General features: G+C 47.5%; 14 protein-coding genes and 2 CRISPR repeat arrays (1 of these 16 only partly in view). Of the genes, 2 read left to right on the top strand and 12 right to left on the bottom strand.

Annotated elements, in window-relative coordinates; genetic code table 11:
- Nucleotides 1–1003: direct repeats of the CRISPR family, unit length 29 nt; unit sequence CGGTTCATCCCCGTGTATACGGGGAACAC (it extends 1405 nt beyond the left edge of the window).
- Nucleotides 1004–1162: 159 nt separating this feature from the next.
- The 8 genes from cas2e to VR7878_RS02345 form a co-directional block, all read right to left on the bottom strand.
- Nucleotides 1163–1459 (bottom strand): type I-E CRISPR-associated endoribonuclease Cas2e, encoded by a 297-nt coding sequence (gene cas2e, locus VR7878_RS02380; RefSeq protein ID WP_059121796.1) that lies wholly within the window; start codon nucleotides 1457–1459, stop codon nucleotides 1163–1165.
- Between the two features lie 2 nt (nucleotides 1460–1461).
- On the bottom strand, nucleotides 1462–2382 hold the full coding sequence (gene cas1e / locus VR7878_RS02375; protein WP_059121797.1) for a type I-E CRISPR-associated endonuclease Cas1e: 921 nt from the start codon (nucleotides 2380–2382) through the stop codon (nucleotides 1462–1464).
- The gene (gene cas6e / locus VR7878_RS02370; RefSeq protein WP_235862833.1) at nucleotides 2382–3074 is read right to left on the bottom strand and encodes a type I-E CRISPR-associated protein Cas6/Cse3/CasE; all 693 of its coding nucleotides are present in this window, start codon (nucleotides 3072–3074) and stop codon (nucleotides 2382–2384) included. Before cas6e ends, cas1e begins: the two co-directional genes overlap by 1 nt.
- 3 nt (nucleotides 3075–3077) lie before the next feature.
- Nucleotides 3078–3866, bottom strand: coding sequence for a type I-E CRISPR-associated protein Cas5/CasD (gene cas5e / locus VR7878_RS02365; RefSeq protein ID WP_077333066.1), 789 nt, complete (start codon nucleotides 3864–3866; stop codon nucleotides 3078–3080).
- 9 nt (nucleotides 3867–3875) lie between these two features.
- On the bottom strand, nucleotides 3876–4910 hold the full coding sequence (gene cas7e, locus VR7878_RS02360; RefSeq protein ID WP_077333065.1) for a type I-E CRISPR-associated protein Cas7/Cse4/CasC: 1035 nt from the start codon (nucleotides 4908–4910) through the stop codon (nucleotides 3876–3878).
- A 110-nt stretch (nucleotides 4911–5020) separates the two neighbouring features.
- The gene (casB, locus tag VR7878_RS02355) at nucleotides 5021–5611 is read right to left on the bottom strand and encodes a type I-E CRISPR-associated protein Cse2/CasB (RefSeq protein WP_077333064.1); all 591 of its coding nucleotides are present in this window, start codon (nucleotides 5609–5611) and stop codon (nucleotides 5021–5023) included.
- A complete protein-coding gene (gene casA / locus VR7878_RS02350) occupies nucleotides 5611–7209 on the bottom strand; it encodes a type I-E CRISPR-associated protein Cse1/CasA (protein WP_077333063.1) in 1599 nt (532 codons plus the stop codon). Before casA ends, casB begins: the two co-directional genes overlap by 1 nt.
- A complete protein-coding gene (locus VR7878_RS02345; RefSeq protein WP_077333062.1) occupies nucleotides 7209–9929 on the bottom strand; it encodes a CRISPR-associated helicase/endonuclease Cas3 in 2721 nt (906 codons plus the stop codon). Before VR7878_RS02345 ends, casA begins: the two co-directional genes overlap by 1 nt.
- Nucleotides 9930–10149: 220 nt before the next feature.
- A CRISPR array of direct repeats spans nucleotides 10150–11461; the repeat unit is 29 nt; unit sequence CGGTTCATCCCCGTACATACGGGGAACAC.
- Nucleotides 11462–11943: 482 nt separating this feature from the next.
- On the opposite strand from VR7878_RS02345, the gene VR7878_RS20770 reads away from it, so the two are divergent.
- On the top strand, nucleotides 11944–12135 hold the full coding sequence (locus VR7878_RS20770; protein WP_139343982.1) for a hypothetical protein: 192 nt from the start codon (nucleotides 11944–11946) through the stop codon (nucleotides 12133–12135).
- 154 nt (nucleotides 12136–12289) lie between these two features.
- A complete protein-coding gene (locus tag VR7878_RS02335) occupies nucleotides 12290–12475 on the top strand; it encodes a hypothetical protein (RefSeq protein ID WP_077333058.1) in 186 nt (61 codons plus the stop codon).
- A 277-nt stretch (nucleotides 12476–12752) separates the two neighbouring features.
- Here VR7878_RS02335 and tnpA read toward each other — a convergent pair whose 3' ends face one another.
- From tnpA to VR7878_RS02320, 4 genes are all read right to left on the bottom strand, one after another.
- A complete protein-coding gene (tnpA, locus tag VR7878_RS02330) occupies nucleotides 12753–13190 on the bottom strand; it encodes an IS200/IS605 family transposase (protein ID WP_077333056.1) in 438 nt (145 codons plus the stop codon).
- Between the two features lie 219 nt (nucleotides 13191–13409).
- Nucleotides 13410–14651, bottom strand: coding sequence for a hypothetical protein (locus tag VR7878_RS02325; protein ID WP_077333054.1), 1242 nt, complete (start codon nucleotides 14649–14651; stop codon nucleotides 13410–13412).
- 678 nt (nucleotides 14652–15329) lie between these two features.
- Nucleotides 15330–15512, bottom strand: coding sequence for a hypothetical protein (locus VR7878_RS20765; protein ID WP_139343981.1), 183 nt, complete (start codon nucleotides 15510–15512; stop codon nucleotides 15330–15332).
- Nucleotides 15513–15577: 65 nt separating this feature from the next.
- A complete protein-coding gene (locus VR7878_RS02320) occupies nucleotides 15578–16495 on the bottom strand; it encodes a GHMP family kinase ATP-binding protein (RefSeq protein WP_077333052.1) in 918 nt (305 codons plus the stop codon).
- Nucleotides 16496–16498: the final 3 nt, after the last annotated feature.

Raw genomic sequence — 16498 nt, 5'->3', positions numbered from 1 at the left:
TTCATCCCCGTGTATACGGGGAACACGCACCATGGCCGACGCCAAGCCTTATGACGAACGGTTCATCCCCGTGTATACGGGGAACACAAATGGTCCATCAAATAACACGTCAGGGGCTACGGTTCATCCCCGTGTATACGGGGAACACTTTACACCAAAATTGCCGTTGTTAAAATTAGCCGGTTCATCCCCGTGTATACGGGGAACACTTTGGCGAAAAGATTGAGTGGTTTCAATCCGCCGGTTCATCCCCGTGTATACGGGGAACACGCACCATGGCCGACGCCAAGCCTTATGACGAACGGTTCATCCCCGTGTATACGGGGAACACAAATGGTCCATCAAATAACACGTCAGGGGCTACGGTTCATCCCCGTGTATACGGGGAACACTTTTCTGGTAAATCACATCCGCAGTACCAACACGGTTCATCCCCGTGTATACGGGGAACACTTTCTAATGACGATCTCAAATCTCCAGCGGTGCGGTTCATCCCCGTGTATACGGGGAACACGCTGGCGGCCAAATTCATCATTTAATTGCTGGCGGTTCATCCCCGTGTATACGGGGAACACTTTTACAGCCTCACGCGCCTTCAGTGAGCACCCCGGTTCATCCCCGTGTATACGGGGAACACACATATGGTGAGTTAACAAGCGGGAATATTATCGGTTCATCCCCGTGTATACGGGGAACACTTCCGGCAGCGCCGGTGATAGCAGACAGTGAGCGGTTCATCCCCGTGTATACGGGGAACACTCAAGGGCCCTGATGAAGTTCAGCGCTGACGCCGGTTCATCCCCGTGTATACGGGGAACACACTATCTCTTTGTTATCAATGGCAACCTGCCGCGGTTCATCCCCGTGTATACGGGGAACACTCCGATTGATTTTTTCATCGTCTCAGTTGAGCCGGTTCATCCCCGTGTATACGGGGAACACTGACCTTACGTACAAGCGTTTGGAAGGTGCCGCGGTTCATCCCCGTGTATACGGGGAACACTCTAATTGTAGGCGTTTGATTTATATAAACAAATATCCAAGTTAACAATCTACCAACATTTTTCCTTATTTTGACGCTTAGTGATCTGACCGAAAATCATCAAACGATCTGGTGTTCGGTGGCCTGTCACAGTGCCGCGCTTATCTTTTTTATAGCAGCTTACATATCACTCTCGATTGGCTTAAATTTCACCAGCCTCAACCCCTCAAAATCAATCGGCTCCCGGCGGTTTTCGCCATACGTCTGAAAATCAAAACCAGATTCAGTATTGGTGGCCCACGCCATGACCACATTGCCGGTTTCCGCCAGTTGCGTCACTTGCTCCCAAATCATCTCACGAACTCGTCGCGAGACCTCTCCGACATACACTCCAGCACGTACCTCTAATAACCAGACGGCTAACCGGCCACGTAGGCGGGGTGGTACGGCCTCTGTGACGACAACCAACATACTCATAACTATTTGCTCCTGTGTCCGACATCACCGTAAGATTCAGGCTCAGGAATCGCAGGAGGTTGTGCATCTTCCGGCGGCAACGGTGGCTCGATTTCTCCGGCGGCTAATACCTCTTCAATCAGAGGAATCAATTTTTTAAGGGTCTGATTTTTTCGAAAGGCTTCCCGACATTCCTGACGTACTTTTCTGTCGGGTTCAAGCGGGCGATACGACGCGACCCTGAATGCGACAGGAACCACGGTATCAAATTTGATAATGTCAGCGATATCATACACAAACGATAACGGTTTACCGGTATGTAAAAAACCAATCGCCGGGGCATACCCGGCCGCTAAAATCGCAGCTTCAGTCACCCCGTACAAACAGGCCGTTGCCGCACTAATACACTGATTGGTGATATCCCCTTTTTGCCAGTCTTTGGGGTCGTACCGCCGCCCTTGCCAGTCAACCCCGTACTGTTTGGCAAGTATTTCATAGGTTTTACGTACCCGCGCCCCTTCAATCCCCCGTAACTGATCGACACTCCGGCGCTCTGGCGCAGGCTCTTTAAAGCGAAGCTCGAACATCTTGCGCACGACTTTTAAACGGAGCGTTTCATCCAGCGCTAACTTGGCCTGATAAAGCAGACGATCCGATCGCGCCCCACCCGGCTGCCCCACAGAATAAAGACGAACACCCGCTTCACCGACCCAAATCAGTAATGTGCCTGTGGTTGAGGCCAGCTTCACCGCAGCATGACTAATCCGCGTACCGGGTTCGAGCAGAATGCAAGCCAACGACCCGACCGGAATATGCATCCGTTCGCCATTGACTTCATCAATGACGACAAACGCCCCGTCACGCACATCGATTCGCCCCATCGCGACAAAAATCATCGAATTCCGCTCTTTCATCGGGATCGGTTTTAGGGGAATGAATGACATTAGATCCTCCTGATCAACATCAGGCCACATCCCATCGCTTTGGCTCTGCCAAAACCCTCTGCATATTGACTTAAAAAGCGCTCAGGATCGGTGACAGTCAAAATCCCCTGCACATCAACACTCGAAAACCGAACATGATGTTTATGCTGTTCCCGACGATTTTTCTTATAGCTGCCATGCTGGGTATAACTCTGGATATCAGGCTGAGTATCCAGTTTGATTCCCCATCGGCTTAAGCGAGATTCATGACCGAGCCACTGATGCACGGCGTCATCCATATGTTGTTGCAACACATGCGGCTGTAGTTGTTCATCCCGAAGCTGATGTTTGGTATGCATCACGACATCATGCCGCTGCTGGCGGCCATCTTTGGTGATACAAACCGTCGGGTTAACCCGTAATTGGTAAGCCAGTTTCTGCCCGGCATGAAGCTGTGGTGCAAAGACTTTGCTCTCGACCCGACAATAACGGCTATATGGATCTGGCTGGGTTTTCGAAAGCGTATAAAAGAGGGGTAATTGATGCGCATCGACCTCTTGGCGATAGATAAACTGACGTTTCTCATCGCGATGAAAAAGTTCACGCCACAACAGTTGATGAGAGGCGTATGCGTCATTTTGGTCAAGCTCAAGCAGAACCTTGGCTAAATTAGCCGAGGGGCTCAGCGTGACTTTTGATAAATACAATTGCATGTTTTATACCCTCTCATTTGCCGGATCTGATGATCCGCTGTCTTTCTTCGCACTAGATTGCGCGACAGAGAGTTGATACATCGTGCGTGACTGAAACTGCCAACGGTGCCGGTTTTCCGGTTCATCCCAAGGGAAAGTCGTGACAACCGACTCTGAATCTTCGGGTTCAATCGCTTGAGGATCGTTCTCCCAAAAGTAGGTCACCCACCCATTGTGGCGTAGCAAAAAGTCATCAGCCTTTTGACTCCGGGTAAGCATGTGAAATTCAGTGTCTAAAGCAGATCGAAGAGAACTGTCAGCCACAATTTGTGGTGATAACGGCGCAGCGGGCGGGCAAGATTTACGGCCTAAATAGAGCGGAAACACGGGTGTTTTCAGGGCGGAATGAAGCTCCGCTAATGTATAACCCGGCTCAGGCGTCAAAGTCACCGCAATCGTCCACATCCCGTCACATCGATAATCCCGGCTGGAAAGTACCGTATTGAGGTGTGATTCAGCCAGTTCGCTTTTGCGTGTCCGGTGCGTAAATTTCCGATCCGCCGACGGCACTTGAGTGGTGTGATAATCACGAATCAGCGTGCCGGGAACAAGTTGCTTCACAGCAATCTCAACACTTTGCTGTAATGCTTGCAGTTGCGTTTCATTATCCCGCCGAATTCCTAATGCTGCCCCCAACAAACCTAAAATCGCGGAACGGGACGGGGCAACGGCTGTTTGTCGATCCCCGCCGACGGCTGGTAACCCCCAGCTCGCCATTGGGCCATAAAGACGAAATACGAGATAAGATCTCATTCTCCCTCCTTATTCAGCGACAAATTGCTGCAATTGTGTCAGAGAACCTTCTCCGGTAAATGCATTGATCCGATAACGACTGTCGGCACAGTCACCGTAAATGGCGTCGAAATTCTCCGCTTGTTTTTCCAGCGCTTTGACGGCAGCTTCCCCCATATCGATATCCATAATCGGCTTGAGGAAAGCGACAGAAAGCGAACGCGGTTGCTGAGCACCTTTCTCTGCCAGCACAAAACTCGCATAAGCGCGTGAACCGAAACTGTTCTGCTTCCCGCTGGGCGATACCTTGACAACCGCTTCAGTCAGCGCCTGAATTGCCTGATTCGCCAGCGCTTCATCGCCCTGTAAACTGTCGATCAGTTGTGTTTTGTTAATACAGATGTAGCTATAGAACAGCGCAGCCGCAAAACCGGCCTCTCCGATATGTGCTGAACCAGCATCGGTTTTGCCATCGTTGAGATCGTCAACGGCTGTAAAATAATCATCTTCGACTGTCACCGAATGGACACTAATCGCGTGGGCAACCTGACAGGCGGCTTCGACGTTAAATTCAGGAGAAGACGCTAACATCCGGCCAAACAGTGCAATATCCACGCTCGTCTGTTTGTTCTTGAGCGCCTTAAGTTCCTCAGCGCTGGGGCTACGATCTTCTGCCGCCAGTACCGCAACTAACGAAAGTGCAGCATCTTGTTCTGCCGGGCTGATATGAGCCAACTGTTCAATTTCAAGCGAGTCTTTTTTTAATTTGCCGTATTGACCGGCCATTTCTGCCGCCCATTTTTGTGCCGATTTTTCTTTGACGCCCGCCTGTGTGAGTGCCTCAAATAAGCTCAGACCAAACCGTTTGGTCCGAATGCCTAAATGTCCGGCCATCGCCGCTTCAAACAGCTCAGAGGTTCGCCAATGGCGTTTTAAACTTTGAGAGCTTACCCGAAGGCGCTCAGCCCCGCCCATGACGGCTGTTTTAGGTCGGCCTAAATCGTCACGGTTCAGATTTGAGGGGGCATAAGATGTAAGTAGGTGAAGCTGAATAAACTGACTCATTGTTAGGTATCCTTCATTCATCAATAGGTTCGCAGCACGGTATCGTGCACAGCATTAAATGTCGTACGAAGCATTAAAAAGTGATATGACATGTCGGTTCACATGTGTTTTTAGTGTCCGGCAGCCCGGTAGTAGTCCATGGCCCATTGCACAGCAATACGTTTATCTGCCTTGTGAGGACGCATACTGTCATGTTCCTGAAACCATTGTTCAATGTCTTGAGCCAGCGCTAATGGCGAGACTTTACCTTTGACCTGTTGCAGGATGCGACGTAACCGACGCAGAAACTCGTCTGGTGTTTTAGCCGCTTGCAGTTGCGCAAAACGCATTTCACTGACCACTGATTTATCATTGTCCCCTTTTTTTCCCGCAGCTCGGGCAAATGAGGTTTCAGATTCAGCCGGAATGTAAACCAATGCCGCGGCAATGGTGGCCCAGCATTCAATATCTTGTGGCTTGGCTTGCCCGGTGAACGCTTCGGGGAGCGCCATCCATAACAGCCGGAACCCTTCCGTCATCATGGCACTATCAACCGAATCACACCGTTTCAAACGAGCTTTCACACCACTCGGGGCCGGATAAATATCTGTTTTTTTCAGTTCATCTTTCGATAACACCATGCTTTGCCACCAGCGCTGTAAGGTATACCTGACCGCACTATGATGACGGATGGAGAAAGATGTAGGCTTACTCTGTTCCATTACACCGCATCCTGTATTGTTGTCATTCGATAATCATTGATAAACTTCCGGACTGGATTTTTATCGTTGCTGCTATAGAGCCAGCCTTGTAATGCCCGGCGTGCCTTAATTCGTTTTGCCATATCGCGCTGGTTAACAAGTTCAGCCGACAAGGCATATTCATCGAACAGTGCCAGACAAAGGCGCTGGAGCTGTTCAAACCACCGCTGTGCTTGTTCGGGGGCGAGTTGATCACCGTGTTGAGCCTGAGCAACCATCTGTTCAACTGCAATAAAAAAGCTCGTTTCGCTCCGTTGCCAGAAGGCCAGATCAATAAAAGAGGTATCCCCTTTGATGTCTCCCGGCCGCTCGAACCACGCCTGTTTGATTTGCGCCCGGGTATGCCATAACGCGTCGTTGGCAAGCTTTTGTAAGCGTTGCACCTCACTGACAATCTCGTCTTGTATGGAGTGTTCCACCTCGAATAAAGGCAGCGCGACTGAATACCAGCCCCGGGCTTTCATGTTATCCATGTCATAACCGAACACCCACAAACGGGGCAGCTCGTTCAGTTTCGCTTTTAATGCGATGGACTGATAATGCTTCACAACCGAAGCACATCTGACGCCCAGATTCGGGCTATCGAACGTCAGTACATCCCAGATTTTATAGTTGATCCCGCCGGGCTGCCCTTTTATAGACAGGTGTTCTTCATCCGGTTTTTTCGGATCCCATTTATAAGGTGTGAGCGGATGTTCCCAGTTGCCGCTATAATTACCGCCATAGTTTTTAGTCCGGTACTGGCTGACTGATAATGTGGTTTCTCTGCCACTAATCTGGCATTGGCACACCGTCTGATCGACCAGTAAGCGGATGCGACGCGGCATAGCCCAAAACATATGTAAGGGATGCACATCTTTCTGATAAATTTCGCTATTCTTTTTCTGGCTTTCCCGTGTGGGAGCAAGCCAAGGGAAAAGACGACCATCATGAAAATCAGGATCATCGTAGCGCCACATCTCCCGATTGATCACATTCAGCCATAACTTCTGCCATAACGAATAGTCACTGTTTGCAGGTAAAACTAACGTCGTCAGCGGCCCGCCACCACGAAGACCAACACGATGCCCGACACCACCGGCAGGGGCATTGATCTGCATGGTAAAGAGGGCCAGAGCGGCCATTTCCAATGACATCACATCACCAATCCCGCGTTTAATAAAATGGTCGGTGTTATGCCGGATGCCATTCGCCCCCGGCGCTTCAATCAACAGCGCGGAAACGGGCGTCGGCTTCTGGTCATCCAACGGGTCAAGGTCTTGCATAAATAACGGCCCGTCACCAAGCAGATCAAAGGCATGAGCCATCGGTTCAAACACTGCCTGTAACTGAGCCACGGACGGTGATTGCCGAAAGCGCTCACGCCATTCAGCGGCATCTTGGGGGGCAAAAGCCGTTTGGAGCACCCCAATCGTAAATTGGTAAGCAGCACCCTGAAAATCAGCGCGCGGGAGGGCAAAGTCCACAACATCCGGATCACCAATGCTGGTCAGCGCTAATACTTTCTCGGTGCCATCCCGCATGCGGAATGGCAACCAAGGTTGTTGTAACAAGTTCATCACACCTCCTGTTTTTGCTCCATACAAAAACCTGCTGTTTCATCATAAGCAAATCGAGAGTCCATCTCTGGCATCCAGAGTTGCAAGTATTTGGCTGCCGGGTACGCCCGGTGTACGGATTGGATCTGCTCTTCACTAAGCATCGCTAAATGGTCAGCAAATTTTTTCTTGCCGACTTTGACCGTACTCAAAGCCACAGCAAATTGCATATCATCAACCCAAGGAACCAACTGATCATCTTCGGTTCGTTTGAGTAAAAGCACACTCACCGTTTCAACATCACTGTAACGGGTACCGATTTCCTGATGATCTTCTGTCCAGTATTTTGAGCTATTGGTATGGTAACCATACCGGAAGTCAATCAACTGAGACCAAGCTTGATTTGCTTTGGCACACTCATCACCCATCAGTGCTTCTTCTTGACTTTGCAGGCTGATGGGAATGCGGTCTGTTGCGGTATCACCATAGACCGCTTCAATTAATTGCCGCGCCTGTTCCGGCATTCGAATCGCTTCAAGCTGGCGTAAAATACGTTGAGCAAGCCATAAACGCCCCGGTGAACGGTAAACAAATTCCGTGTTGCGGAAATTTTGACTCAACCAATCCTTCGCCGGCTCCTCTTCCCACACCGGTGCATGAACATATAAAACCGGTACCGGGCGTTGATCACTTACCTTGGGTGTATGGCATCCGGTCACATCACGAGTATGGCGGTGTAACCGCCCGGCACGTTGAATCAGATCATCAATCGGACATAAATCAGAAATCATCACATCGGCATCGGCGTCCAGACTTTCCTGAAAGACTTGAGTCGCAATCAAGACCTTACCTTGCCGGTCTGACCCGGTGCTTTTCTTACCAAACCACTGTAAAACTTGCGTCTCTATTCGCCGCCGATCATCGAGAATAAAACGGCTATGGAATAACAAACAGTCTTCTGGTTTTGCCAGTTGAGCACTGAGCAATCGATAGGCCGCCAATGCGTCATCCACCGAATTTCTCACCCAGACGACACATTGCCCCTGTGCCACAGCCGCAACAATTCGTTCCACACACGCTTGTTCATGATGAATAAAATCAACCTGAACCGCCCGGCTGACATCCGCACGACTGGCCAAAGCCTGCTCTCGGATCGGTGTCGAGCTGCCATAGCTCAGTTGGGTGGCTAACGGGAAGTGGGTTTGTGTGAGAAGTAAACGCGGCTCTGACTCAGAATTTAACCAAATATCAGTCAAACGCTGGCGCTGTTTCAGCGAGAGTGTTGCTGTGAGTAAAATGGCTGACCCGCCTTGATGCAAATGGAGTCTGAGTAACGCTTCAAGCAGCTCAAACATGTAGTCATCTGCCGTATGTATTTCATCAAAAATCAGTACCTTTCGATGCAACCCTAATAAACGTAACGACTGATGACGACGTGGTAATACCGCTAATAATGCCTGATCGATAGTTCCCACCCCGACGGGCGCTAATAATGCTTTTTTACGCGAATCGGCTAACCACTGATTACATTGTGCTGTCGCACTGCGATCCGTGTGCGCATAATTCATATCCCTCGGCCCGGATTCCATTGTCGCTTGTTGAAACCGTTCATTCATCTCCCGGGCGGCATGAGCCAGAACGATACTGGGTATATTCTCTTGCTCAGCAACAAACATCTGCTGGTAGTGGTCTGCAATTCGGTCAAACATCGCATTTGAGGTTGCCATCGTCGGCAGACCGAAATAAAAACCGTCAGCGACATTTGCGGCCATCAAACGGTGTGTCAGTGTTAAAGCTGCTTCTGTTTTCCCCGAACCGGTCACATCTTCTAACACAAATAACTGCGGAGCATCATCGAGCGGTACCTCTTCAGCCCATTGTTGCAGTGGTGTCGGTTGAAAATGGAAGTGAGCCTCTACAGACTGAAATGGTGCCGGACGACTCGATTGTGCTAAACCGAACGCTTGGATTGCTCTGACGGCAACATTCTGCGCCCTACGCCAGTAATCACAGAGTGCTTCGGGCTGACTTCGATAGTGAAAATACGCCTGATTTGAACCAACCCAGTCAGCCAGCACAGCAATACCGGCCAATTGCCAACTCACCTGCGCCAGACGGCTGGCCCATGCTTTATCGGTGAGCTTTTCTAACGGTATATCCGGCTGGATTAAATGATAAACATCATGAACAAACTGCCCGGCGGCATCGAGATTATGCGATTCGGTAAACTTTCTCATGGTTACCATTGCTGCACTTTCAACCGGCTGACCATGATGACCGAAGACACAATCGAGCATTATCATCAAGGTTTGATCAATACGATCTTGTTCATTTTCAGAATATGATGCGAATGTAGGAAGCTCTGCATAGAAAGGATCTTTCAGTGTTTCCCAAAAGAATAACCCCAATCGGTCATGCCGGTATTCGCTGCCATCGTATGTGCGGCGACAATGTGGTAACCATGAACTGTCGGGTGGCCGATGTAACGCCTGAAAAGCAGAAGCGAACTTGCCTAAATCATGTAGTGTCAGCGCAAAAGTAAACCAACAATTGAGCTGACTTGGTGAAATGTCCAGAAATTCGGCCAACTCACAGGTGAGTGGTTTTTCAGGATGTAATAGTTGTTGCCCGACAGCCGCCACATCAAGACTATGATAAGGCAAAAGATGGTAGCCATCCCCATGAGATGTCAGTGCTTGATTCGCCTTGCCCCAGTACAAGAAGTAGGCAGGTTCTTCCATGAGAGGTTGATTCCAGTCATCAATTGAATGTCATCAAAAATAGCACACCTCCTGTTCTAAATACGGGAAAAATTACAGACCAAGAAGAAGTTCAAGCTTATTCACACAATTAATAACAATATAATCAATTACTCTCTTCATCAGCGCTCAATCACCCGTGAATTATCCCCGTATAAACGGGGAACGTATGATGTAACTGGCAACACCCCAGATTTTGATTCGGTTCATCCCCGTGTATACGGGGAACACTATAGCGATAGTATCAAATATTTCCGGAGTTTCGGTTCATCCCCGTGTATACGGGGAACACGCTAGGGCATCAGACATTACAATGAGAGCGTCCGGTTCATCCCCGTACATACGGGGAACACGTTGAACTGCACATAGCACCTGGCGTTCCCGCCGGTTCATCCCCGTACATACGGGGAACACTTGGTTTTGCGTTCAATAGTAAAAATTTAAGACGGTTCATCCCCGTACATACGGGGAACACCAGCGATCAGCCCGAAGTCCCCCTCGGCCAGGCGGTTCATCCCCGTACATACGGGGAACACCAATTGCGGATATGCAGTCCATTAACGCAAGCCGGTTCATCCCCGTACATACGGGGAACACTGCAAACAGCTCCAGATCACCATGTTCAGATGCGGTTCATCCCCGTACATACGGGGAACACGGGGTGTGAATTCCCCGCTCGCATTGGCTCAGCGGTTCATCCCCGTACATACGGGGAACACCTACACAGTTCCATGGGGCGCGAGAAATAACCCGGTTCATCCCCGTACATACGGGGAACACGAGAGGGGATATATATTCAAACATGCTCAATCACGGTTCATCCCCGTACATACGGGGAACACCCACCAAGAGAACCAAGAGTCTTCTTATACTGCGGTTCATCCCCGTACATACGGGGAACACCTGTCTAGCTTTAAAATCGTTCATGGCAACAACGGTTCATCCCCGTACATACGGGGAACACTAAGAAATGTTAATGAGTATTTCGGCCTAAATCGGTTCATCCCCGTACATACGGGGAACACCGCTGACGTCTCATTAAAGAATTCGCTAATTTCGGTTCATCCCCGTACATACGGGGAACACGATTTCAATAAACTCGGCATTCTCAACACGAACGGTTCATCCCCGTACATACGGGGAACACTAGATTCGCGAATCCAATAACGCGATCCATTGCGGTTCATCCCCGTACATACGGGGAACACTTCTCAGCTCTTCCAGTTTTTTATCGATATCTACGGTTCATCCCCGTACATACGGGGAACACTCCAAGGTATCCGGCATTTCCGTAATGCACCGCGGTTCATCCCCGTACATACGGGGAACACCAATATCCTATGTTTCAGGTTGAGTTGGCGGACGGTTCATCCCCGTACATACGGGGAACACTTAATAATTAAATAACGGGGAGGCGAGCCTCCCGGTTCATCCCCGTACATACGGGGAACACGAGATAGATTTGCTCGCGAGGCCATTTAGTGCCGGTTCATCCCCGTACATACGGGGAACACTCTAATTGTAGTCAGTTGATTTATAAATACAAATTTCGGCATTTACAATCTACCAACATTTAGGAGTGGTTTTAAAGGCCTTCCATATGGCAGGTGATGAAGCTATCTTGAGTTCAGTGCGCAATTAATTCCACCTCTTTCTGCTCAGCTATTCTCATCGATCAATTGAGTTTCGTTGATTCAGTGTTTCCCCCCACTCAAATCAGCCACCCAACCAAGAAAACCATTCAAGGAAGAATGGTTAAGCTTTTCCGGGCAGGACGCCCGTAAAAGCTGGTTCTGGAACGCGTGTGACACCGCCAAACAAAAAAGATTTTCTGGTTCGTCTTTCATCTCTGAAAGATGAACTGGCGCACTGAGCACCGATGTCTCTGAAATCGAGGAACAAAATGTGCGTCACAACTCAGTGCCAGAGGCTAGAAAAAACAAACAGTGAGACCGTAGGTCAATATCCCCAATACTTTGAAATCACTCGCAAAAAAATGACAAACCAAGTATTAGAAAAGTATGAGATTTCACTACACCACACGCGTTTCGCACCACGACCACTCGCCAACATTCCCGATGCAACATACGCTGCACAGGCACCGAAAAAAACGGTGTCGGGATTAGGAACCCCGCAATACATCAGACACGCATCTATCAGTCTTGTGACGATTGATATTTATGTGTAGCCTACTCGTTCCGATTATGGTGAGCTGGGCATAGGCAGCTATGCTGGCCGTTTTTGATGTGGCGGTAGTTCCTAACCTTGTCCAGTTCACCACCCATTGATTAGGAACCTCTGAGTGGTGATAGTTTTTAATATTCCACATCAAGAGGGTCATTATGCCTAAATCTCTAAATCCCGACTTACACCTGACCGCCCGCGGCTATCTGATTGATTGTCTTATCACCAATACCCATCCCAGTGTCGATCAAAATGAACTTCGGGAGGTGCTCCTGTACCTCAATAATCTGATTACCTTTGATGAGATCAATCTGCGGAAAGAAGAAATGATGCTTGATGAGTAAGCCAGCGATAGGCTGAAAGCGAACGGAGTGGCACCGGTATGCACTGAGTGCCACTCTGAGTAAGGAGCTGCCTATGCGGCAGTGAACAATAAACTTATCACGAGAAACCCTGTCACAGCAAAAGGTTAGTCGAAAAATCTCTTTTTTACCTTGTTAAAAATACTTGTTTTTAAGCTGTTGATTTTATTTGTATTTTTTAAGTGTGGAAAGTAAAAATCCGCCTTCTTAGAAGGCGGATTTGGTTTACATCCCCCTAAAAGGGGGCATACCTACGCTGCTAGTTCATCTTCAACTCTAACTGTACCTCATATTCTTGATCTTTCTTGTCTTGGTGCCTGACGTACCGTCTGATGATTTCTTCATTTACACCAACCGTATCAACAAAATACCCTCTCGCCCAAAAATGATTGCCCCATAATTTCTTTCTTATATGCGGAAATTTATTAAACAATATAATTGCTGAACGACCTTTCAATATCCCCATTAACGTCGATATAGATACTTTGGGTGGAACTATCACTACCAAGTGAACGTGATCCGGCTGAATATTTAACTTCAACACTTCACAATCTTTCATATTGCACAAAATATAGATCGAGCGATAAAGCTCCTTACCTACATTTCCTTTTAAGATCTTAAACCTGGATTTCGGCGTCCAAACTATGTGGTATTTACAACGCCAATAGACATATGATGAACTTCTATAGTCGCCCATGTTTTTTGTTTCCTCTTACTTGTGGTGAATAAGAGGTTTACTTCTAACATGGGCACTTCTCAATAGCCCAAAGGGACAATCACTACCGCCCAAGGCGGTGGTTTAGGGATGACAACAAAAATGCCACTCGCGCTTAAGCGAGTGGCATTACTTCTTGCGGAACGGCTTATTGATAGGAGCTTTATTAACTATGAATAAACTTCCTGTATATTTTAACGATCATTTTTTCTGTGATTTGGCAGTATGAGAATATTCATTAAAGTACGTTACCATATCTACCACATTACTTGATTTATATGCTTTTTCAACCTGTTCCTGATTCATGCCAAGCTCAATATTGGCATCAGAATGGTTTAGTTCAATCGTTAAGTTTCCTGCATCACCATAAGCATCATTCCAGCAGGTAATGGCTTGTTCTAAATCATCAACAATTGCCTGATCATCGCAATTCTCACAATCTAAAGCAGCTTTTTGAACATCAGCAATGCTCCCAGAAAGGTCATTAACTAACCCATTCCAATTTTGTACAATCTGTTCTAAATTATCTTGTACTTCTTTTGAAGAATCAGCCAACTGTTGGAAAGTCTGAGCTAATAAATGCAATGTAGCCACATCTTGAGTTCGTTTGTCCATTTCGCCTTCTTTGGCTTCAATTTTCGCTTTATCTGCTTTGATCTTTTCTGCATCAAGTACAATATAAGTTGTTGCAACCGCAATTGCAGGAGCACAGAATAGCCAAGCTACCGCGCCAACAGGAAACGCAACAACAGTGGCAAGGGTTCCAAGTGCAATAGCCGCTGCATCTGCAATCCCCAATGCAACAATAGCTGCTGTTAAGCTATCAATTTCCTTATTCAAGTTTGCTATATCATCTTTCAATTCAGCAATTTTCTTTTGATCAACGCCTTCTTCTTTACTTGCCATATTTGCAAGGTTCTGAAGTTTCTGTGCCATTTCTGGCAATATATTTTGGAAATTTTTTAAAGCATCAACTGTACCTTGAACAAAACCAAGAACCATGTCCAATTTTTTAGTAACCATAGTTAAATCTTGATTAAGCATCGAAACATACATCGTGCGACGAGCGGGATAATTTATCATGCACTTTGCCATGTCCATCGCATCTTTTAGCAATGCCATAACATCACCATTATAGCTTTGTACATCTTCCGGGACATTATCCAAACGAGCCACAACTTGGTTTACCCATATAAGTGCATCTGATTGAGCCTCTGTATAGGTTTGGCAAAATTCAGACCAATTATCTGGCGGCAATTGCAGAGTTGGTAACTGACTATCTAAAACTCTAGATACACAGCTATTTACTGCTGCGACATTGGCCTTATATACATCAGGTAAGATTGCTTGATTAGAGTCACTTGCCAGAGCAGAAAAAACGGGGTGGTTGTACATTTTCTGCATTTGAGGAGCATGTTTTTTTAAAGCGTCGGAAATGTTCATTTTTAATTCCTTTTCATGGTATTTAGCCACTACAAGAAGGCAATAATGACTAACAAGTTATTAACCACATTATTTTGAGAACAAAAAACCAATCATCTATAAATTGATAACCCATATAGTTCTTCATGTGTGATTAACTGCAAATCCATATGATTATAGTTGAGTAAAAAAAATAGACTTCCTTATCGTCAATTTACTAATAAATATTTCTTATTTACCTAAGAATTTATGATGAACAAATCAAATTATTAGAAATTTAGTTAGTAAATTATTTATAACAAAGTCTCTCTAGTCTTAGAAATTGATTTGAGTTTACCGAACACACGCGTACTTCGAGTGTCCAACTAAATTGTTCAATCACATCTCCGACTGCGCCCCAGGTACTTTTTCAAGGCCGAAAAAGTACCCCAAAAGGCCCAGGGGTTGAGTTCAGTGCCTGTTATCAGGGTCGGATTGATTCGCATCCTGCTCAGGCAATCCTGAAAAATCATCCGTGATTTTTCACCCTGAGCTCATCGATCAATTGAGTTTCGTTCTAAAAATGTGTCACCCCACTCAAATTAACCACCCACCGAAGAAAACCATTCCGGGAGAATGGTTAGGCTTTTCCGGGCAGGACGCCCGTAAAAGCTGGTTCTGGACAACGCGTGACTAAGCCAAAACAAAAAGATCTTCTGGTCACGCTTGCATCTCTGCAAGAGTGACTGGCGCACTGAGTACTGATGTCTCTGAACTCGGAGAACATGATTGTGCGTCATCTTTCGGAGCTAAGGCTAAGAAAGTAAAATAGTGATGCAGCAATTTGAGACGCTCCGGCGCCATCAATATGGTTACCATTTGCTTAGGATAGCTAAGCGGCATGCCCCGCGCCGCGATCAATACCCGTTCAGATTGAACAAAATTCAACCACGAAAGGTCAACAGCCCCTAGGTATGAAACGTTTCAGGCGCTAATCCATTAGCGCTTAATACATTCTCAATGGCTGCTCTCTTTTCGGCCAGTTGCACATCATTGGCATCGAGGAGAATACCGATATATGTGCCACTGTGTGCGACAACAACGCCAAGCCCGCCATGCTGCTCACAGATATCAACAAATAAACTCAGATATTTATTCGGCCTCAGCCGTTGATTTAAAATTGCGCTCATTGTGGTGACATGGCCGATCTCCTGACAGTCACGCTGTTTGACTGCATGTTGAAGACGTGCCAATAAATGCGCGTATTGCTCTCTCTCCGCGGAACCAGTCCCGGGGAGTGTTTTTTTATGGGCGACGGTATCAACGCTGCCCCCCTCATCATGCGCAATAATAAACAGCTCGGGCAACGCCCCCAAATCAGCAATAACATGTCCGATATTTTGATGAAACGCGACACAGTGAGGAAACATCACTGCATCGGTTGGCTCGATTTGGCACAACATCCGGGCGAGTTCTTCATTGCTGATACAAACCTGGTAATGGTCGATAATGGCCCGTGCAGCAGCCACAAGGTCTGCTGATGAGCTGGCTAAACCTTTACTCTCAGGAATATCCGACGCAATCTCAAGTACACCGTGCAATGGCAATTGATAGCAGCTCAACAGTGCGTGTGCCAAAGCCAGTGCCTTCGTCTTGTGTGGCGGACAAACCTGCAAGCCCGCCTCCTCTTCTCCGAGATAAAATTTTGCGCTCACGTAGCGCTGAACCGGAAGCGTTACCAGAAAATCTTGCCCGTTGGGTAACACACCTTGCAGTAACTCGCCAAATGTGCAGCAAGACTGACCAGAACCAAAATGACAGAGGCCGCTCGAATCCTGTGGTTCTGACAGGATATCAATCAACGGCTCAGAAGGAATTTCAAACATGAG

The organism is Vibrio ruber DSM 16370, from assembly GCF_900163965.1.
Taxonomy (GTDB): Bacteria; Pseudomonadota; Gammaproteobacteria; order Enterobacterales; family Vibrionaceae; genus Vibrio; species Vibrio ruber.
Note: the sequence above shows the minus strand (reverse complement) of the source record. Positions and strands in the feature narration are given on the sequence as shown.